A 21,093-nucleotide genomic window follows, 5' to 3' on the forward strand; every position below is an offset into this window, starting at 1 on the left:
GAATGGACTAGGCGCTGTTGACGAAATCAATGACGAGGGTGAAATTCACGATGACTATCGAATTGAATTTTTAAATGATCATATTCGTGAAATGATGCGAGCTATCACAGAAGACCATGTTGAAGTAATAGGCTATACCACTTGGGGATGTATTGATATTGTTTCTGTGGGAACAGGCGAAATGCGAAAACGCTATGGTTTTATTTATGTGGATAAAGATGATGACGGAAACGGAACGTTGAATCGTAAAAAGAAAAAATCATTTGAATGGTATACAAATGTTATTGCATCAAATGGCGAAAGCATTAAGTAAATGGAGGTAAGATGATGAAAACAATTATGTTAGCTTGTGCAGCAGGCATGAGTACAAGTTTATTGGTAACAAAAATGGAAGAAGCGGCGAAAGAAAATAATTTAGAAGTAAAGATCTTTGCTAAGCCAGTCTCAGAACTGGACCAAGTGCTAAAGAGTGAAAGCATAGATGTTTTACTTTTAGGTCCTCAAGTTAGCTTTATGAAAAAAGAACTAAGTAAAAAACTGGAACCATCAGGAATTCCAGTTGCGACAATTGATATGAGTTCATATGGCATGATGGACGGCGAAAAAGTTTTAAATCAAGCTTTAAATAGTTAACCTAGGGGTGAATTTTAATGGATCAATACTACACAGCTGCTTTTCAAATTATTAGCAATGTAGGAATGGCGAAAAGTTTAGTTATTGAAGCGATTCAAGACGCAAAAGAAGGAAATTTTGAAGTAGCTAATGCAAAAATCGAAGAATCTAATGCCTTTTTTGTTCAAGGCCATAAAGGACATTCAGAATTTATAAAAAGAGAATCACAAGGTGAACAGCTTACGTACACGTTGATATTTATGCATGCAGAAGATCAGCTAATGAGTACAGAAACAATTACAATTTTGGCAAAGGAAATTATTGAATTGTACAGAACAAGATGAAAAGGAGTGAATAAGTAGGATGAATAAAGTCACAGATTTTTTACAAGAAAAAGTAATGCCCAAAGCAAATAAGATTGCTAACGAACGCCATCTAGCCGCTCTGAGAGATGCCATGGTTTTAACAATCCCTTTTATTATAATCGGGTCAATTTTTTTGATTTTAGCAAGTTTTCCAATTCCTGCATATACAGAGTTTTTAAAACAGCATGAGGGAATCAAAAATGCTTTGATGTATCCATTTAATGCAACCTTTAACCTAGTCGCCCTAGTTGCAACATTTGGACTAGGTTATCGTTTGGCAGATAGTTACAAGGTTGATCCATTAGCTTCTGGGGCGATTGCATTAGCTTCATATTTTGTTATAACACCGCGTTTTACGACTACCATTGATGAAGTTGCTGTTTCAGGTATTAATACAAGCTATTTTTCAAGTCAGGGACTATTTGCCGGTTTATTAATAGCGATTATATCAACAGAAGTTTACCGAATTACTGTCCAAAAAAATCTAACTATAAAGATGCCTCCAGGTGTTCCTCCCACAGTAGCTAAATCTTTTACAGCAGTTATTCCGGGGTTTGTAGTTATTATGGTTGTCTGGGCATTACGTTTGTTGGTAGAGAATTTCACTTCTTTTGATAGCGTTCACAGTTTAGTTCAAACAATCATAGCCCAACCATTGACACATTTAGGAACAAGTCTAGGAGGGACCATAGTCGTTTTCTTAGTCATTAATTTGTTGTGGTGTATCGGTATGCATGGTTCAATTATTGCTAATTCGGTCATGTTACCAATTTGGCTTCAGCTTACTTCAGAAAATGCTGCTTCATTAGCAGCAGGAGAACCGATTAAAAATATTGTTTCAGCAGAATTTCGATATATGATTTTTGTAGGGGGTTCTGGTGCTACATTAGGATTAGTAATTGTGATGCTGATGTTTGCTAAAAGTAAACAGTTGAAACAATTAGCAAAACTAAGTATAGGACCTGGCATCTTTGGAATTAACGAGCCTGTTCTCTTTGGTTTCCCAATTGTTTTTAATCCAATCATGTGGATTCCGTTCTTGATTATGCCAATTATTACAGTTTTAATTACGTATCTATCAATGTCTTGGGGAATTGTTGGAAAACCAATCGGTGTTTTACCACCAGGGACGACGCCACCATTAATCAGTGGGTATTTGATGACTGGAAATATTTCGGGTTCAATATTACAGTTGGTGATTATCGTTCTTTCCATTATTGTATACTATCCATTTTTCAAAATTGCTGATAATCAAAAAGTAAAAGAAGAGACTGTAGCCATTGAAAATCAAGAAATATAGTAAGCGTAGATTAGAGTCACTATTTTGGACAAATTTTAGTAGAGACTTTGAGCAATTTTTGCTTATTCCTGATTCTCAAATTCTTGTGTAGTTAAGATAGTATGTTAGAAGAATAACAAAAGTAGCCACTGGTAAATATCAGTGGCTTTATTTCGCGGTTCTTTAAACTAAGTCAGGAAAGAACCTAACTATGTCACTAGTGGTAATTTTGGCTGGCGGATATCACTGTAATTTTAAATTCACCCTATAGAACAGACAATTTTTATGGCGGTTCTATAGGGTCATTTGTATAGCCCTTGCAGGCACTCAATTTTATTTAAAGACTTACTGGTTACGTCTATTTCTTCCGTAATCTTCTTGATAGGCTCTCTCTTTTTTAGGGTATTCACTTTTACATGGTACCCCATACGATCTTTTGGATTTTTCGCATCAGCAGCATACTTTACCCGGAAATCATCTATAATGGCACCTTTTGCTGGGTTATTTCAATTGCTTGTCGCTGCTTACGTTTATTTTCTTCCTACTCGCTCTGGGCGGTTTAGGATCACATTGGCACAACTAATGGCCATCTAATCTTTTAGCTTAGATAGACTCTAAACCTTAGCGCTTAAATGTATTTTTCTTTTATTTCGCGTCAAGGTGCTTTTGCTGATTCCGGTCATTTTCTCTACATCTTTGTAGGAATGGTCCTTCAATAGGTTCATGGCCAGATTAATTTGTTGCTGAGTGAATTTTTTCGGACGCCCTTCTCGGAAATCGGGTTTCTGTTTAGCCAGCTCTTTCCCTTCCTGCGTACGCTCCACAATTAGATCGCGCTCAAAATCCGCAAAAGCGCTGAAAATAGTGAAGATCAATCTTCCAGTGGACGTATTTTCAATAATTCCTAAATTCAGCACGTTGATTCGAACGCCCTTCTCAAATAAGAGCTTGATCGTATTCAATGCGTCTTGTGTGCTCCGAGCGAAGCGGTCCAACTTCGTCACAACCAGCGTATCCCCTGTCTGGATTTCCTGAAGGAGTTTTTGAAATTCGGGACGATCACTTTTCGTTCCGGTAATTTTCTCGAAGTAGACCCGATCGCAGCGTTCCTCCTCGAGTTGACGCAGCTGTCCTTCCAAATCTTGTTGGCGGGTACTCACCCGTGCATAGCCATATTTCATCTTTTTTCACCCTCACTTTTGAACATAAGTTATGACACCTTTGTATCCCTTGATTTTACTAGAGCAAGGAATCATAGTCAATACTCTTGAGTTTTGACCATAGCTGCCTAACTTATGCACCCAGACAAAATAAAAAACTGATTATGAGTCGCGTAATCAGTTTTTTTATTTATATTGAATTTAATATCTTCTATTTATACGGTTATTTTTAATTTCATCTACGGGATTATTGGATCCTTTAAATAATATCGCGATGCCCTCTTCATCTTTTACCTTCAGGTCATTATTATTGCACCACTCAAATATTTTTTCGGCTACAGAAATACTTTTCGAATATAGATGGTATATTTGTCCGTTTTTAAAATCAATTTTTACTTCTAATGTCACACTATCAGACGGTAAAATTCCCATTACTAAATCAAGTTTCTTTTGGGTATTCACTTCTATCAGCTCGATTTCCTCAACTAGATGGGTTAATTTTAAACGTAAGCTGTTCTTCCAGTTTAGTGATTGCGGTTGAAATTCAAAAAAGTTGACTTCTTTGTTCGTAAATTCACATAAATACGGAGAACCTACCGAGTTCATTGTCGCTGGATAAAAATGTCCATCCATTTTGAATGTGACTTCAACACGTTGCTTTTGCAGTGTTTTGTCAAATTCTTCCCAAAACTCCCTATTTTCCCCTCTTCTTAAATCGGCACTTTTTTCAAGACTTTCTTTATTGAGCATAAACAAACACCCTCCTAATAGTGACATAATGAATGAAGCCAACAAAGTATAACGTTTTCAAGAACCTCTTAGTATATCGCTAACATCCCCTTATTAAAAATAATATGTTGGGAGTGAATTATCGTTAAAAAAGTAAAATTTTCGCCATTTAAGTCCAAAAATGAATAGGTGTTCTTCCAAATAAATTAGGAAAGACCTATGAAAATCCGCCGTCAAAACTCCGAAAATCTCAAGTCTTGCTTGGCGCATTCACTGCAAACCATCGGTGCATTCTCATAGCGTAGAGCCAACGAAGGCATTATTTGAGTATGAAAGTGGCTAGGTGGAATACTCCACTTCATCCAGCACTTCTCTCCCGTCTCGATCACCTTATTGCAGTTGTTGCAGTGGAATTTCTTATCCGGTTCACTGTACATAACTTTCCCTCCTTCAATTCTAAGTTTCTATAATTCAATTCGCTGTTAAAAATCCTTCATCCCCGTGTGAATTATAACGAGGAATGCAGGCTAATAGTATAAATAGTCGGATACGCGCGAAAAAATCAACCAGTATTTCTAAGCGCCCTTACAAAAACCTTGTCCATACGAGGTTTGCAGGGCAATAAACAGTAAAACTGTCTTCCGGGATGTGCAGTTCCTGGCTGATGACTTCCCTGAATTGCTCTACTGACATTCCAAGCCACAATCGATAACTGTTTTTTCCGTATGTATTCCAGATCGCCAGTTCCGCTAACTGAGGGTAATCCTCAATTTCAGGCCGCGGAATTTTTTTAAAAGTTACGATATAATCGAAGCTTGTTTTCTCTATTGGAAATACTTTGACTTTGAAATTTCCCAAAGGAACCTCAAGCTCCTTATGAATTAAATGAATGATATCTTCAGCATTCATTGCTACATTTCCTTTGAATGAATGAGCTCCAAATTTTTCCCAATGTGTCAGCTTTCGAAAGACTTCAAACCACCGTATGTCTGTATAATGTTCCGGGTCAAACGTGATAATGGCATTGAAACTGGACGTTGGAGATAAATACTTCTTTGATTGTTGCCAAGAATAGCCCAATATCCCCAGAACGACCACCAATATCACAATCTTATCCAATTTGTTTCCTCCTCTACCACCATACAACCGTCGTTTACTATAAAGCGTTCTTAGTATTTTCATTACCTATATTTTCTCTATTTTCGGACCTTTTTCCGTTTAAGATGTTCCCTATCGTAATTTTTATGGACTTCGATCCACTTTTTGATCCGATTTGCAACTTCGTGTGGGGCATCAATGTTAAGATTGTGTCCAGCATTCGGAATTATCTGATCTGTCGCATCTGAAGCAGCACGAATCAATCGTTTGGCAGCAACTTCTTTCATAGCATTTGAAGCTTCCGGTAGTGAGCTTCTTAGCAATAGGATTGGACACTCAACTTCTGAATAAATTTCCTTGGATGGGTATATATGCAATGATCTTATTGCTGCTTCGTATGTGGCTAGCGTTGTTTTTGAGATAATTCACTTGTCTTCATCCTCCTTCATTTTGACTACGGCAGCTTTCTGGACGTAATCAGACCATCTTTGATAGTAAGATTTTTCGTTCTCCAGATAGCTTTCCCAGCTTGAAAACTGATAGCTTTTATAAAATTCCTGTACCTGCTTCAAATCGGTTGCCAAATCAGCAGAAATATCTTCATTTTGAATATAGCCGCCATCCAGCAATACCACTCCTTTAACAAGATTAGGAAAGGTTGCTGCGAATCTCAATGCAATCTCAGCTCCCAATGAATGGCCTACGAGGAAAAATGAAAGGTCTTTAGAAACTTGCTCTGTGATTTCTTTAAACAAGCCCACCGCATCGTCCATATATTCAGATTGTTCATGGAAATACTCCAATGACCTACCATGACCTGGCAAATCCATGGACAACAAGCGGAAATCACTTTTCAATTCGTTGAAGATTTCATCCCATGTGTGATGAGTGTCCCCTAAACCATGAAAGAACCAAATCAGATCACCTTTCTTGTGTTCTTCTTCATAGACAGGAAGCGCTGGAAAATTTTGTACAATTCTATTCATTGGTTGCCCTCCCTTTTGTCACCCTACAGCAATTGTCTACACTTGCGTTAAGAACGCTTTCAAAATTACCGCAAGTGCAGCTAGATAGTTTTACGATTCTGGTACACAGTAGCCTCTATCCGATTCTCTTGCGCCAACTTATCGTAATGCTTTTCAAGGTATTCCTTAGCAGCTTGGACTCCCTTTTGATAACTTAACTGGATTTCCCACTATTTTTATTTTTCCCGCTTTTCCACATCAAAAGAACAATCAGTGCGATATATCCGATTGAAATACAATAAAATAGTGGCTCATTCAGTCTATCTCTTATACCAATCAGTACTAGCATGCTACCAGCCAACAAGGGAATGTATCTATAAAAGTCTCTTTTCATTTTTTTCTCCTATTCATAATAATCCTAAGAAGTGGTTGTTTAATGGGTAATTAGAGCCGTAAAATGATTGCTTCTCTCTGGTTATAATTGTAGGATCACTCGGATATTCGGCAGCTCCTATCAGTGAAGTACAAGCTAATACGTATACATTAAGTTTGTGCTTTTTCACAATCAGGGAAAGCCTCATTTGCGTACTCGTATAAATATGTTTTTTTTAAAACATTTTTTATGTTACTATTGTAACAAATAATTTATTTTTTCTATAGTTAGAGCTTCAGAAAAGAGGTACTGGCATGAATTTTCTCAGAAAAATGTGGCGATTTTTAGATCGTTGGGATACAATAACCGGTTATTTAATAGGCGGTGTCTGGCTTTTATATAATGGAAATTTCTACAACAATGGTATTGCAGACATTAGATATGTTTATTTCTTTAATATAAGCGGCGTTCTAATGCTTGTTGTTGTGGCCCTAAAAATTTTAGAAAAGGTCTTGAAAAAAAAGAAAGAAAATACGTAATAATGCGGGACTACCAAGCTACGCTATTCGAAATCCCCATACCAGCCAATCAAACTAATTCGACAGAACGTACATGTCAGCAACATAAAAACCGTTTTTAAGATAATTGCACACTAACTATAGAGCTAGGGAGCAGAAGTGACATGGACCAGAACATACCACCCTACGTTTATTTTCCTGAGTATAACGAAGTCTCCCAAAGTTACTTGTGGCCTGTTACCGTGAAGTACAAAGGACAGCCGGAGATTCATTTTTCTGTTTCAAAGTCGGACACGATCAATACTTTTCACTCAATCGAAAACGGTTCAGAAGAACCTATTCTGATCGGATCACGTTCTTTTGGAAGAAAAAATTTAGACTTTATGGCGTTTGAAAGCTGCACTTATACTTTTTCTAATTGATGGATTTTATATTAGCGTTTGTGAATTTAATAACAAGAATGAAAAGAAAGAAGAGAGAAAATGAATCCTAGTCAGCGTTTCTCAATATTCAGTGTTCAAAGCTCATTTGCAATATTGCTTCTTCCTCTTATCAGCGGAATTTTTTCTTATTCGTACTTGCCTGACCGAATCACCATCCACATTAACGAACTAGGACAAGCGGATGACTATCTCTCGAAGCTGGCATTCTTAATCGGGCTTCCTGTTGCAGGCTTGTTTTTTCAACTATACAGAGTGGTACGCTGGAAGAAAAATGCCCCTACAATGAATGTTTTCGGCGGGAAAAAAACCAGCTCTAGTATCCTTTTATTCCCAATCTTCTTTGACATCGCCTATTTTTCTGCAGTTTTTTACAATTTGAATATTTGATTGGATGCTGAGCAGCGTTTAAAAAGGGCAAAGCGAACTCCATCGGCACTGAAGTACCGATGGAGTTCGCTTTAGTTGTGATTGCATTTGATAGAAAGTAGTTCCGTTAGAAGTGCATTCTTACTGTTCCCTTTTTCTAATTTGGGATAATTCCTTGTTGAGGGTATACAGCATTTTTTCACTAAATTGATCGGACGCAATTTGAGACATGGCATCGATTGTAAAACCTTGCATCATATCGAACATCGGATGTTCTTCCACGTTACCTAAGTATGTCGTTACGATCGCTTTTGTTTCTTCATTTTTAAAAAGTTCTCCCACTGTGCAACGGGTAGAGTAGACATCATCCGTTATGACAAGTTCTTCCATTTCCACATCGCCTAATTCCGGCATATCGAACCAGTTGGCGACGAATCCCCCTTCTTCTTCAGGGGTAAAATAGCTTTCATTTGGGTTATCTACTTTATTGAACATAGCTACATCTTGTAGGCTAGTGTTCCCATCATTGGCGAGTATCTTGACTTCATTTATGCCCTCTTTCAGGGAAATGTTTTCAAAGACAAAGACTTTATCCTCACTTGTAAGGGTAGTCGTTTCCCCTCCGTTTACAGACAGGTTCACTTCATTACAGTTAGAATAGATCTTGATATTGATCGTATCATCCGTCCGATCGACAAAGCGTTTGCCTGTAATATGCACAAATTTTTCATCACTCCAATGTGCCTTATACAGATAAAAAGCATCCTTCTTAATCTTTCTATCATAGGTGACGAGCCCTTTGTTATTTCTTCCCTTTACACCGCCCTCATCTCTGATGTTCGCACCGAAGTCAAACATGTTCCATGCATACGTTGCCCAAAGGAAGGGACGTTTTTCAAAAATCTTCCAAACAGTTTCATGATAAAGCGCATGGTATTCTTCAGAATAGTCTTTTATTTTTGGATCACTGCTGTGGTATTGTAAAATTCCTTCTGCACCATATTCTGAAATCGCCAGTTTTACAGTCGGATTTTTCTTATGAAAACCATCTAACCAGCCCGCAAAGTCTCCTGCTTCACCGTTATACCAACCAAAATATTTATTGTATCCAATCGTATCTGTCACATAATTATAGTCATCTTCATCTTCAACGAACATGACGTTTGCCATTGTAGTCAATCGGGTAGGGTCTTCCTTTTTCGTTAACTCATTTAATTCATTTACGAGTTTTCTTAGCTCGGGTCTTTCCCCACTAATTTGAATTTCATTCTGGATTCCCCAGAACAGGATAGACGGATGATTAAAGTTTTGTCTAATTAGTTCAACCATTTGTTGTTTGGCATTAATACCTTCTAACTCTGTTTTTGACATTAAAGAGATAAAGGGTATTTCAGCCCAGACAACCATGCCTTCTTGATCACATAAATCATAGAAATATTGATTGTGCTGATAGTGAGCTAATCTGATAGAAGTTGCTCCGATTTCTTTTATCAAGGCCATATCTTCAGCTTGCTCTTTTTCTGTGATTGCCCAGCCCATATCCTTTCGATCCTGGTGTCTTGCCACACCATGCAAAGCAAGGTGTTCCCCATTCAAGAAGAAACCTTTTTCAGCATCTACTTCAAAGTATCTGACACCGAACGGAATCGTGAGTTCATCAATCACGTCGTTAAAACTCTCCATAGACACCCTTGCTTCATACATATAGGCGTTTTTTCTGCCATTCCATAATGTGGGATTCTCTATGACAAGCGGAACTTCTACTGATTTCCGTTCTCCCGCCACTAATGTCACTTCTTTGGCAGCATAGGCGATATTTTCTCCTTCTGCATCCAGCAAATCAACCCAAAGCCGCACTTTTTTGTCTTCCTCACTATCGTTCACAAGCAGTGATTTGATCGTTAAGGCCGCATTCTCTTCGTTTACTTCCTCTTGAATAACGTAAATACCTTTTGAACCATGATCCATTAAGTCAAAATGAACAGGATTGGCAATGACTAAGTTCACATCACGATAAATGCCACCGTAAAAGGTGAAGTCGGCCATTTGCGGATAGACATCATCGACAACCGTATTATCTACCTTCACAGCCAACGTGTTCTTTGCATCAAAATCAATCGCTTCCGTAAGATCGAATCTAAAAGTAGAATAGCCACCTCTATGTTGACCCAAATGCTGGCCATTCAGGTAGACATCCGTTATACTATTCGCCCCTTCGAACTCAACATATACTTTGTTTCCCTGCGCCGAATCATCTATCGTAAACTCTTTTCTGTACCAACATGCGCCTTTATGATAAGCAAATCCATTTGCTCCATCAATAGCGTTCCATGTGTGGGGAATCTGAACAACTTTCCAGTTTCTATCATCAAAGTCGATACCCATTGCTTGATCTTCATCTTGTTTGATAAACTTCCAGTCTTGATTGAAATGAATGACTTTTCTCATTTATTTTCCTCCTAAATTGCTAAGCAATCTGAGTGCTGCGCCTTCTGAACTCCTATCGTACATCCTAGCTTTACCCCTCTATCTTAACAAGTCCTCACGAAATACACTCGCATTTTCTTGCCTAAACTAGCACACATCTGCTTTTTTTATGCTTTATCTGTATAATTAAACGTATAAGGAAGCATGGAGGAAAAGATATGATTGAAAATTGGGGAAATAATATAGACGACCTTAAGAAGAAATGCCGCATCTTACATGATGTGACTAAAGTGGACGTTCGGTTAATGGATCAAGCTGGTACTGTTCTTTTCCATCTCTTGGATTATCTTATCCCTGTCACGCTTCAAAGTTTAGACAAAGAGTACCCTACCATAATCAAGCAACTTAGACAGGGTGAAACAAATCGCTATTACCATCATGTCAATGCTTTTAACCTTGAATACATTGCAACGGGAATTTGGATAAAAGGCGAATGTTGCGGGGCTGTTTTAATGGGTCCTTTTGTTTCGAGTATACCTGGCATTGGATTTATCAGCGATATTGTTGCGAAAAACAACGCACCCATAAGCGAACGAAAATTACTCGAAGAATTTTATCACTCTTTATCCGTCGTCAGCAGAAAAAACGCCCAAAGCATCGGTGAATTACTAGTAAATTTATTTGCACATGCTTATATTGAAACGCAATCGCTAGCGACAGAACGGGTTGTCTCCACTCTCAATAGAGAAGAGTTAAAACTAGCAATGTCTGAGAGTAACGATCAGATAGAGGAGCGGTTTCGATTAGAAAAAGAGATTGTGGACGCCATCGCCCAAGGAAATAAAGATGAAATTGCCCGTATTTTAAACGACTACAACAAAGATATTTTATTAAGCTTTTTCAATCGAATACCTGAAAGCCCTATTCGATCTGCAAAGAATATCGTATTGGTTATGAACACAATTTCCAGAACCGCAGCTGAAAGAGGCGGTGTTCATCCCCTTTACATTCATCATATTTCCGAAAAATTTGCTATTTTGATTGAAAGAGCCTCCAGCCTTTCCGTCTTAAAACAGTTGGTAGAAACGATGGTTTATGAATACTGTACAGCTGTAAGAGACTTTTCTACCCGTCATTATAGTCTCCTTGTTAAAAAGGCCGTGGATTACATCCATATGCATCTAGAAGAGGATTTATCATTATCTATCATTGCTGATGAACTTTACGTGAATGCCTCACATCTTTCACGTAAATTCAAAGCAGAAACGAACAGGAGCATCGTTGACTATATTAATCAAAAGAGAATAGAAGAGGCGAAACGCTACTTACAAAGGGGAAATGTATCGATTACAGAGGTTGCGCTCATGGTAGGATTCAATGATTTAAATTATTTTAGTAGGGTATTTAAAAAAACTACTTCCCTTTCTCCTTCGCAATATAGTAAGCACTATAATTCTAGTCGGTAGATAAATAGACTCGCTGTTAAAAATTGTTCATGAAAAAATATCAGCATGAGGGGTAGAAGAATCCCATGCTGATTACCATTATTTGACGTAGGTAGGTTTTTATTTCCAGAAAAACAATTAGAAGCAAATGGACGGAACCAAACGTGACCTTTATACTTCTTCATCAGGAATACAAAGTGATGTGTCGTATAAGCGGGAAAATATACTTATCGTACGTTTTGTGACTATTACAATTCGTTGCGCGATAGCATAAAGCTACTATGCCCATATGTGTCGGAAGCCTGGAGAAATTATGGAAGTGGAGCTGTTTGTATTGCCAGCTTGTTACATTGATCAAGATACAGATGAAAAAGTAAAAGCCTATGTCTTCGTAGTAACATTACCGTGCAGTCAATTGTCTTATGCGGAAGTATTCCTAACGATGAAATGAGTAGTCTGGATTACGTCACACACCATACATTTGAATATCTGGGCGGTTCTACCGACTTAACTATTCTCGATAGTTTAACAACAGGCATTAAAAAGAAAATAGACATTCCAAGGCCTCACTATCGACCACGTGGTTTTTTGGGAAATCGATCAAATCTAAGTAAAGGCTTCTCCAACTCAAGGATGTTAAAGATAGAAAAGCCTACTGTCGTAATCAATTTTTATCTATCCTTCTTATATATGAAAAAGCGTCTTGGCAAAGGCTTTCTCTTTTTCACGGATTAAATCCCCACACTTTGCAAAGTGTGAGGATCTATTCGGATTTTTAGGATTCAGGATGTTGCCCGCGGCGGTTTTCTTAGGCGTCCGCATAACTGAGCCATAAAATTTATACGTCTTTTTGATTGCTTATAAGATTGAATTATTTCTATTGTCTACGTGGTCGGAGTGCTGCTAAGCCATGTAATTTAACTGTAGTCAAGAGGTAGGGCCAGGCATTTTCCCTCCTTTTGATCGGTCGACCATTTGCTAAACGTTTCATTTGCCCTTCATAGTAGCTTACTCCAATAATAGGACCCAGGGTTTTGTCTAAGCTTGATAAACCTGTAGTTAAACGTGGTGTCGTAAGATGAAAATCTTTTGTCTGCTTAATTTCTGTCACGAGATTAGGCATTAGAACAAAAGGTCTAGCCATGCCAATCATGGAGACACCATCATTTATGGCTTTCTCCATCTGCTTTTTGTCTCTAAATCCACCTGTTGATACAATAGGAACATTCGTTATTTTTGATAATGCAGTCGCATAATTTAAGAAACCTGCACCATTCTCATACTCGCTTCCGAAAACTGGAGTTTCGTAATTACCACCAGAAATCTCTATCAAATCAACACCTAAATCAGACATGATTTTGACAACCTCCTGACAATCTTCAAAACCAAAGCCCTCTTCCTTAAAGTCTGAAGCATTTAGCTTTAAGGCAATTGAAAAATTGGGATTAACCGAACGTCGAATTCCCTGATAGATTTCTCTTAAAAAGCGCATGCGATTGTCCAAAGAGCCCCCGTAAGTATCCTTTCGGTGATTATCTGCAGGCGATAAAAATTGGTTGATAAGATAGCCGTGGGCTGCATGGAGTTGTACACCTGAAAACCCTGCTTCTTCAGCTCTTTGGGCTGCAGAGATAAATTTCGTAACTGTCTCTTGAATTTCTACTAGTGTCATTTCTCGCGGTATACGGAAAGCCGATGCTGAACTCCCCGATATCGGTATAGCACTAGGTGCAATCGGTTCTTCTTGAATAGAGCGGTACATCTGTTTACCAGGGTGATTAAGTTGCAACCAGATGGGAGTTCCCTTTTTTTGACCTACCTGTGCCCAAGCCTTGAAGACATCCAAATTTTTTTCTGAGTCAAGGGCAACATTTCCGGGTTCACCAAGATAGCGACTATCTATCATGACATTCCCCGTCACTAGAACACCTATATCCTCACTAGCCCATTTATTATAAAGCATAATCAGTTCTCTATTTGGCAACTGATGACGGTCACCCATCGTTTCACTCATGGCTGATTTGAAAAAACGATTCTTAATAACTGTACCATTGGGTAAAGTTAAAGGTTGGAATAATAAGTCATCCATATCATATCACCTTATATTGCTCAATCTTCTCATCACAATAACGGATGAGCCGAGCAGCCTTCTCTTCAGAATAACCCTTGTAAGAAACGCGTTTAAGCTTCTTACCATCAAAATAACGACCTGTGATACTTGCTACCTCATCTGAAAGGCTAAGATAATATCCTGTCTCAATCCCTTGGTCAAGATCCTTGGAGAAGAATTTCATCATACGGCTAAAAAACGAGCTCTGAACTTTGGCATCGCTGCTATCATTACCCAAATTCGTTGAAATCAAACCAGGGTGATAACTGTTGATGGTAACCTTGGTAGCTTTTGTTTGCAATTTCTGCGCTAGGTAGTGACTGAGCCATATAGTATAAAGTTTGCCATTATTATAAGCCAATCCTGGTGTGTAATCCTCTGTCATACCAAAATCAAGGTTTTTAACCTTGGCAAAATGGTGCATGAAAGACGAGGTATTGATGACACGACCTGCATCAGATTTTCCCAACAAAGGGAGCAGTTCTGTAGTCAAAATATACGGGACCTGAACGGACAACATAAAGGTCAATTCAACATCTTCAGCAGTTGCTTGGCGCTGACTGCCAGCATAAAGCCCTGCATTATTAAAGAGAACATCAATCTTTTGGAAATCAGTTTTTATTTCATGTGCAAAATGATAGACATCAGACATTATAGAAAAATCAGCTAAGTAAGCATGCACCTGTTGATTACCCGATTTGAGCTGAATATCACTCAGAGCCTTCCTCAATTTTTCTGGATTACGCCCGTGTATGATAACTTCGTGACCTTCATTGGCCATTTTCTGTGCCAAGTGCTTACCAATACCATCCGTAGCACCTGTAATTAATATAGTCTTAAGCATCTTCTATTCTCCTAAAAAATTTAGTAAATTATCTGCAAATTGATCGGCATACTGAAAAAGAGAACCATGACCTGCATTTGGATAGATAATGAGCTTGCTATTATAAATTTTACTATGCATATCATAAGAATTCTCAGTAGGTACCATGGTATCATTATCCCCGTTGACAATGAGTGTCGGCTGGGTAATGTAAGAGAGGTCATCTGCATCAGCTTTACCCCAACGATGGATTGCTCTTAATTGACGCAAGAAACCGGGCACTGCCATTGGTTTATCAGCCATCTCCTCTGAACGACTAGATAATCGATTTAAAATCTTATCAGCCTCAACTTTCCCCTCAGCATCATGGTTGTAAAAAATGTAGCGTTTTGGGTCAGTTCTATGAAGAATAGCTTTAAACATGTCTGCAAATGTCACCTGAGTAACCTTATCAATCCCATGTCCAGCACGTGGTCCAGTTCCAACCAAAATTAGGCGATTTACCAAGTTGTTATCTGCACGTACGATTTCTTGAGCAATCATACCTCCCATAGAGAGGCCTAACAGATTGATTTTGTCATAACCTAGTTTTTTGATAATGGCAATAGCTTGTGCTGCCATACCTGAAAGGGTTGTTGCAACCTTACCTTGACTAGCCCCCACGCCAGGTAAATCAAGTAAAACGATATGCTGCTTTTGAGCTAAGATGTCAATCAATTTAGGATCCCAATTGTCCATGGTTGCTGCCAGATGCACCAACATAACTAGAGGTAATTTTGATTTACCTTTTCCTAATTCACGGTAGGCGATTTCCTTCCCATTAACAGAGATCAATTGATTTTTAGTTTTTAAGTATGACATTATTTCCCTCCTTCAAAATTGATAACGGTTTTCCCTCGTGAACGACCATGGGCAACTTTGTTTAGTGCTTCATTGATTTGTTCAAAGGAATAGACGGTATCAATAGATGGTTTGATTTGAAGTTCGGTAAACAAATCTGCAATCTCTTGGAGTTGTCGGCCATTCGATTCAACAAAAATAAAGTTATAAGTGACACCGTATTTATCAGCCAATTTATCAAATTTACGTCCAACAAGTCCAAATAGAATCTGTTTCCATTTTGATAGATTCATTCGTTTTGCAAAAGCACCATTGGGCATACCACGAAGAGAAACAAGCTGACCACCCTTTTTAAGGATGCCCATTTGTTTCTCAGTCTCTGAACCACCGAGTGTATCAAGAACGTAATCAACATGACTCAACGTTTTGGTGTAGTCTTCCGTTTTGTAATCAATAAATCGGTCTACGCCTAGCCCTAGTACACGCTCTTTATTTGAGACGTCGCCATTAGTAATGACAATCAGACCCTTGGCTTTTGCAATCGGAATTGCCATGGCTCCAACACCACCCGTACCACCTGAAATAAAGAGGGTCTTACCACTTTCAGCCCCCATCAATTCAAGCGCTTGAGTGATGGTCAAGGCAGTTAGGGGAACAGCCGCTGCTTCAGTATCCGTTAAGTATGATGGAACATGGGCAATCGCTGCACTATCAACAGCGACATATTCGGCAAAAGCTCCAATGCGGTTCAGAGGAAGTCGAGCAAATATACGGTCACCAGTTTTAAATTGACGAACGCGGTTTCCAACACTCTCAATGACACCAACAACTTCATTACCAGCAATAAGTGGAAGTTTATATGGTGTAATGAGCTTCACTTCACCACGTGAAATCATGTTATCAAGAGGATTAACCCCCGCCGCTGTCACCTTTACCAAGACATCATTAGCCCCGACTTCAGGTTTTGGTACATCTGTTAAATTTAGTGTGATTTGATTTTTATTATATTTTGTCAATTGCGCTGTTCTCATGTATGCACCCTCTTCTCAATTAATTTCTAATTTTTTTTTGCATCACAAGTAAATACATGTTAGTTCTGGAATGACTGAATTAGATTTTCAAGTCAGTTAACGAGCAATCTTAGCTTGTTTATAAAGATTAGAGATCACATCTTCCAGAGTCTGACTAGACATCTCATTTGCAAGATGAATCTCAACTTCTGAGAAAATAGATGTCAAGGCACCTTCAATGTGTTGACCTACAGGACAAGTTTCATTTGGGTTTTGATGCATTTGAAAAAGGTTAACGCGATTAATTTCCTGAGTAGCATAGTAGATATCCAACAGGCTAATTTGATTTGGAGCTTTGGTCAGCTTGTACCCACCTTTTCCCTGTTGTGAGCTGATTAGCTCTGCTTTCTTCAAAAGTCCAATAACCTTACGGATGTAGCTTGCATTTGTTCCAACACTTATCGCTAGAGCTTGTGAAGACAGACTTCTCTCACTCTCAGTAATCATAACTAAAATATGAATAGCTACTGAAAATTTAGTATCCATAGTAGCTCCTTTCCCAAACGCACAAGATAATTTTCAAGATGTAAATCCCTTGAACTTGTACTTGTATTTAATACAAGTATAACAAATAAACAAGATTTGTCAAATTTTCTTGTAAAGTAAAGTGTGTCAAGAGTTGATTATCATGAAGAAAGGATATTGGAGATTTCATATCAAACAAGGTATATAAATGCCGTGTATTGGCTAGGATACCCCATTAGGAGTTAGCAGATAAAGTCTGATTTTCCAAATAAGCGAGTTAGCCTGGATACTTTATTTTACATTTGAGTTAATATTTCAACAATTATTGTCGTGTGGGTTATAATTGAATCATCTGGAGAACAAGGAGGAATTTGTATGAAAAAGTTAATCTTATGCTTTCTCACTACGGCTCTGCTGAGTGGCTGTGGTGCTGCGAGTTCTCAGGCGAGTATAAATAGTGAGGTTGCGGAAAATGAAGAAGCAACTGTACTGTATACAGGAACAGTTATCGACAGTGGCGAAACGCATGAAGGAGGCTTGTTCGTGTCTGACTTAGTTCCGGTAGAGTCTTCGGAAGCTGCTTCTTTCGATGAAGTCATCCTGTTGATGGAAGGTGTTCCCTTGACCGACTTATCCTCCGGTGAAAATATATCTCTGTCAGCATTAGAAAAAGGCGATAACGTAACCGTCACCTTAGTCGAGCAGGCACCCACCACGATGTCCATACCCCCGCAGATTCCTGGCATGGGGATCGTAAAAGTCGAAAAATAAAAATGATCCAAAGCAAAAAAACCGTGTGCTTGCGAATAAATCGCAAGATATACGGTTTTTATGTATCTATGGATTAAGTAAGTTATACTTATGAACGAAAGAGACAGTTGGAAATGGAGAGGTACTCGCTCCGTTCCAACTGTCTCTTATTGGTCACTACCCTTAAGGTAATGACATTGGGCGAAAAACTCTACCCCTTTTTGTTGACTTTTTCTTCAAATCAATCATACAACAAATTGCCAAGTTGATAATTGTTAATCAAGCTAATTTGTTTTGATCCAAAGCACTTGGCATAACCATATACTTGTTTTTATAGAATTGAATCGCTGATAAGCCGATCAAAAGAACGATTCCTATTAAAGCTACATTTGGCAACAAACTATATTCCCCTTGGAAACCTTCTGGCGCTAATAAAAAATTATAGATTCCAAAATATGCCCAGGCAATCGGAATTGGGAATAGTACATTTTTTGTTTTTAGTAGAACCAGGAGCGTCAACCCAACTGCAACAAGAAGAATGACAGAACTCCAGATTTCTGCAGAAATTCCAAATCTCCCCCATTCTGCTTTTACAAGCCCAGCTGCTATATTTACAACTGTTGCTATAAAAAGCCATCCTGAATACAATCCAAAAGTAATCGGCAGCAAGAAACGTCTGCTTGTCTGAATTTTCCCAATGCGCTCTACGATTAAAACCATGACTATTAAGAATGCAAATATGAAAATTGTTGACAATCCGATTAAATTATAAGAAAAACTAACAATCCACACTATATTTAAAGCACATGATAGCCAGAACAAAAAACTAATCTCATCAATTGCTCGCTCATAGTAAGAATCTTGATTCTTGAAAATCATAACAATAATAGAAATGATTAAGAAAGTGTATATAATGCTCCAAATACTAAAAGTTGAAGGTGCGGGTGTGATTAGCGTTTGATACATATCAGAAACTTCTTTTTGTGAAAGACCGTTGATGATACCAAAAGCACCCATGCCATTTACGATTAATGTGAAAATCAAAAAAATTGCGTTGATCCATGATTTTGTTTTAAGTTTCATTTTCTTCCCCTCCATTTGTCATCATTATGATTCAGCTATTGCGCAATATTCTTTTGCTAATTCAACATTTACTTTAGTTATGCCTCTTATGAAATATCAGATTTTTGAACAAAGGCAAGAATAGGTTCAATGTGTTTTTTGTCAACATAATTAGTCGGATGATAAAATCCTTCAAGAATAGCTTTCTGCTCTTCAGTTTTGTTTTTTTTCATTTCCAGGACTTTTCTGAACACGTTTAACATACTTTTAAATAGTCCTTGCACTTTTGAAAAATCAACACCTCCGGGCAGATAAAAAAACTTGTGAAATGCCAACTGTTCTTCCGTAAAATTATTCATCTTGATTACCTCAATATCTTCTCGTACATTGTTGTTACCAGCACAGGCAAAAATAATAATTGGCTTGTCTTCAAACCATTTCAGCACTTTTTTGATTTGATTCATCTTGCCCATGTATACACCCGTTCCAAAAATTATGTTCTGGTATTCGTTGATCTCCTCTTTTTTAAACTCCGAAAATTCTCTGATTTCCCATTGGAGTGCTTCAGCAATCCAAGTCGCATACTGAAAAGTATTCCCATATCTGCTTTTGTATAAAACTATATTCTTCATTTTTTCAGCCCTTTCATTACTATTTTATCAACTATATAAGTTGAATTAAAGAATTGACGTAATCTTTCCGCTCAGAATACTTATGGGCATACCAGAAGGACTATAGGTATCCTGAACTGCCTGGAAAACGTCTGGAATGGGTATGCTAAAAGATTTCATAATTTTTGTCATCTTCGATACAGAAGGGCGTTCTTTATTTGTGAGAGCTCATCTTGTTAGTGCCTCCTCATCAAATTAAAGCTAGATTCTATACTATTATTATACCGCATCTGATTAGATAAAAATGTCTATAATGACTAAATTCCGTTAACTTTGGCTAGTCAGTAATTATTGTGCAGCCTTTGCATAGTCTAAGTAGTCCGCTAAAATAAAAAAGACCAAGGCTGAAATCCTTGCGTGATTTCGTCCTGGCCTATTTTTAATTTACTGCATATTGTCAATCCAAGTTACCATTGGATTTATGTTATTGCGCGAGCGAATTTAATTTACTCGCTTCTTTGTTTATTTCCCTGTGCCAAATGTAGAAAAGCGAACCCGTGTAGAGGTATTGCATGATAAATTGAAGTATTTCCGGTTTGGAATACCATCCGAACAGGACATACAGAGGCAAGCCAAGCAGTCCTTCTTTATGGTAAAAAATGGTCTCAGAGAGGTCAAAAGCTTTTATGAACAAAGGACTCTCGCTGGATACTAGGTTCATGGAGCCAAGAGCGGATAAGCCTTCATGGATACCGTAACCAAGCAAAAAGCCGGCTTGCAGGATGAGATAGGCCAAGGTGATGTTGAACAAAATCCTTAAATTGACTTTCACCAGCGAATGATTGATCAGGACTGCCAACACTAAAGCTGCTGTAATCCCCGCAAACAGGGCTGCGATGGCGTACTGTCCGGCAAAAGTGAAGATCGCAACCTCTACGCCCTCACGCGCGACCATTATGAAAGCAACGCTGGCAATCCCGAAGGCAGACAGATTTTGGCTGACACTGCTTTCCACAGTCGAGACCATGTTTCGGCCGTGCTTAATCATCCAGTAGATGAACGTAGTCACCAATGCCAACGCAACGAAGCTTGCTCCGCTCTCCCATAATTTTGCCACTTGATCCATTTTGTCGATTGCTTTGGACAGGATGTAAAGAATGCCCCCGATACCGAGCGAAGCAACAATACCGCTGATTGTCCCGTAGTAAACATATTTCCGCAAAGATTCATTTTTGCTTTTCCTTAGGTATTGAAGAATGATGCTGACGATGAGGAATGCTTCCAGGCCTTCCCTAAAACCCATGATAAATGCGGGTAGAAATGTATCCATAGTGATTCTCCTTTAGATGTATTAGTCCAGGCCGTATTATATCTCAACGCAATTGAGAACAATTCTCATTTACATCATTATGGATGCATCTGTTCAACTTGTCAATGAGAAAATTCTAATTTTAAAAGATATCAGCCTATCCTATGAAAAGAGCACGTTCCTAAAATAATCTTATACTTCGAGTTTACAATCTGTCTTTTGCTTTTTAGATCAAAGTCAGTAAAAATTGAAAATCATTGACTTTTCATATAA

Annotated in this window: 21 protein-coding genes; 8 read left to right on the forward strand and 13 right to left on the reverse strand. The window is 38.2% G+C overall.

Annotated features, from left to right (window positions below):
- The 4 genes from WBV27_RS12525 to celB form a co-directional block, all read left to right on the forward strand.
- The coding region (locus WBV27_RS12525; RefSeq protein WP_424202459.1) for a family 1 glycosylhydrolase at positions 1-313 on the forward strand (313 nt) is incomplete at its 5' end.
- A 14-nt stretch (positions 314-327) separates the two neighbouring features.
- A complete protein-coding gene (locus WBV27_RS12530) occupies positions 328-633 on the forward strand; it encodes a PTS sugar transporter subunit IIB (protein ID WP_424202460.1) in 306 nt (101 codons plus the stop codon).
- Between the two features lie 17 nt (positions 634-650).
- A complete protein-coding gene (locus tag WBV27_RS12535) occupies positions 651-956 on the forward strand; it encodes a PTS lactose/cellobiose transporter subunit IIA (protein WP_424202461.1) in 306 nt (101 codons plus the stop codon).
- Positions 957-975: 19 nt separating this feature from the next.
- Positions 976-2,277, forward strand: coding sequence for a PTS cellobiose transporter subunit IIC (celB, locus tag WBV27_RS12540; RefSeq protein WP_424202462.1), 1,302 nt, complete (start codon positions 976-978; stop codon positions 2,275-2,277).
- A 593-nt stretch (positions 2,278-2,870) separates the two neighbouring features.
- Here the strand turns inward: celB and WBV27_RS12545 are convergent.
- From WBV27_RS12545 to WBV27_RS12560, 4 genes are all read right to left on the reverse strand, one after another.
- Positions 2,871-3,437, reverse strand: coding sequence for a recombinase family protein (locus WBV27_RS12545; RefSeq protein ID WP_424202463.1), 567 nt, complete (start codon positions 3,435-3,437; stop codon positions 2,871-2,873).
- Between the two features lie 180 nt (positions 3,438-3,617).
- Positions 3,618-4,166, reverse strand: a complete 549-nt coding sequence (locus tag WBV27_RS12550) for a hypothetical protein (RefSeq protein ID WP_424202464.1) — start codon at positions 4,164-4,166, stop codon at positions 3,618-3,620.
- Between the two features lie 564 nt (positions 4,167-4,730).
- Positions 4,731-5,264, reverse strand: coding sequence for a hypothetical protein (locus tag WBV27_RS12555; RefSeq protein ID WP_424202465.1), 534 nt, complete (start codon positions 5,262-5,264; stop codon positions 4,731-4,733).
- 404 nt (positions 5,265-5,668) lie between these two features.
- On the reverse strand, positions 5,669-6,229 hold the full coding sequence (locus WBV27_RS12560) for an alpha/beta fold hydrolase (RefSeq protein ID WP_424202466.1): 561 nt from the start codon (positions 6,227-6,229) through the stop codon (positions 5,669-5,671).
- A gap of 666 nt (positions 6,230-6,895) precedes the next feature.
- Between WBV27_RS12560 and WBV27_RS12565 the strand changes: the two genes are divergently transcribed.
- Positions 6,896-7,120, forward strand: coding sequence for a hypothetical protein (locus WBV27_RS12565; RefSeq protein WP_424202467.1), 225 nt, complete (start codon positions 6,896-6,898; stop codon positions 7,118-7,120).
- Between the two features lie 461 nt (positions 7,121-7,581).
- Positions 7,582-7,929 carry a DUF1648 domain-containing protein gene (locus tag WBV27_RS12570; protein ID WP_424202468.1) on the forward strand — a complete coding sequence of 116 codons (348 nt, stop codon included), beginning with the start codon at positions 7,582-7,584 and terminating at the stop codon, positions 7,927-7,929.
- 120 nt (positions 7,930-8,049) lie between these two features.
- Here WBV27_RS12570 and WBV27_RS12575 read toward each other — a convergent pair whose 3' ends face one another.
- Positions 8,050-10,356: a glycoside hydrolase family 2 protein gene (locus tag WBV27_RS12575; protein ID WP_424202469.1), complete on the reverse strand. Its 2,307-nt coding sequence runs from the start codon at positions 10,354-10,356 to the stop codon at positions 8,050-8,052.
- 197 nt (positions 10,357-10,553) lie between these two features.
- Here WBV27_RS12575 and WBV27_RS12580 point away from each other — a divergent pair, with 197 nt between their 5' ends.
- Positions 10,554-11,801, forward strand: a complete 1,248-nt coding sequence (locus WBV27_RS12580) for a helix-turn-helix domain-containing protein (RefSeq protein ID WP_424202470.1) — start codon at positions 10,554-10,556, stop codon at positions 11,799-11,801.
- An 856-nt stretch (positions 11,802-12,657) separates the two neighbouring features.
- Here the strand turns inward: WBV27_RS12580 and WBV27_RS12585 are convergent.
- From WBV27_RS12585 to WBV27_RS12605, 5 genes are all read right to left on the reverse strand, one after another.
- Positions 12,658-13,869, reverse strand: a complete 1,212-nt coding sequence (locus WBV27_RS12585; RefSeq protein WP_424202471.1) for an NADH:flavin oxidoreductase/NADH oxidase family protein — start codon at positions 13,867-13,869, stop codon at positions 12,658-12,660.
- A gap of 1 nt (position 13,870) precedes the next feature.
- Positions 13,871-14,734 (reverse strand): SDR family NAD(P)-dependent oxidoreductase, encoded by an 864-nt coding sequence (locus WBV27_RS12590; protein WP_424202472.1) that lies wholly within the window; start codon positions 14,732-14,734, stop codon positions 13,871-13,873.
- Between the two features lie 3 nt (positions 14,735-14,737).
- Positions 14,738-15,574 carry an alpha/beta fold hydrolase gene (locus WBV27_RS12595; protein ID WP_424202473.1) on the reverse strand — a complete coding sequence of 279 codons (837 nt, stop codon included), beginning with the start codon at positions 15,572-15,574 and terminating at the stop codon, positions 14,738-14,740.
- A complete protein-coding gene (locus tag WBV27_RS12600; RefSeq protein WP_424202474.1) occupies positions 15,574-16,584 on the reverse strand; it encodes an NADP-dependent oxidoreductase in 1,011 nt (336 codons plus the stop codon). Before WBV27_RS12600 ends, WBV27_RS12595 begins: the two co-directional genes overlap by 1 nt.
- 96 nt (positions 16,585-16,680) lie before the next feature.
- Complete coding sequence (locus tag WBV27_RS12605) at positions 16,681-17,109, reverse strand: Rrf2 family transcriptional regulator (protein ID WP_424202475.1); 429 nt, start codon at positions 17,107-17,109, stop codon at positions 16,681-16,683.
- 354 nt (positions 17,110-17,463) lie between these two features.
- Between WBV27_RS12605 and WBV27_RS12610 the strand changes: the two genes are divergently transcribed.
- Complete coding sequence (locus tag WBV27_RS12610) at positions 17,464-17,859, forward strand: hypothetical protein (RefSeq protein WP_424202476.1); 396 nt, start codon at positions 17,464-17,466, stop codon at positions 17,857-17,859.
- Positions 17,860-18,117: 258 nt separating this feature from the next.
- On the opposite strand, the gene WBV27_RS12615 is transcribed toward WBV27_RS12610, so the two are convergent.
- The 3 genes from WBV27_RS12615 to WBV27_RS12625 form a co-directional block, all read right to left on the reverse strand.
- Complete coding sequence (locus tag WBV27_RS12615; RefSeq protein ID WP_424202477.1) at positions 18,118-18,921, reverse strand: TspO/MBR family protein; 804 nt, start codon at positions 18,919-18,921, stop codon at positions 18,118-18,120.
- Between the two features lie 86 nt (positions 18,922-19,007).
- Positions 19,008-19,532, reverse strand: coding sequence for a flavodoxin domain-containing protein (locus WBV27_RS12620; protein ID WP_424202478.1), 525 nt, complete (start codon positions 19,530-19,532; stop codon positions 19,008-19,010).
- Between the two features lie 463 nt (positions 19,533-19,995).
- Positions 19,996-20,841 (reverse strand): FTR1 family iron permease, encoded by an 846-nt coding sequence (locus tag WBV27_RS12625; protein ID WP_424202479.1) that lies wholly within the window; start codon positions 20,839-20,841, stop codon positions 19,996-19,998.
- Positions 20,842-21,093 lie beyond the last annotated feature (252 nt).

This window comes from Trichococcus sp. (assembly GCF_049589555.1).
GTDB lineage: Bacteria > Bacillota > Bacilli > Lactobacillales > Aerococcaceae > Trichococcus.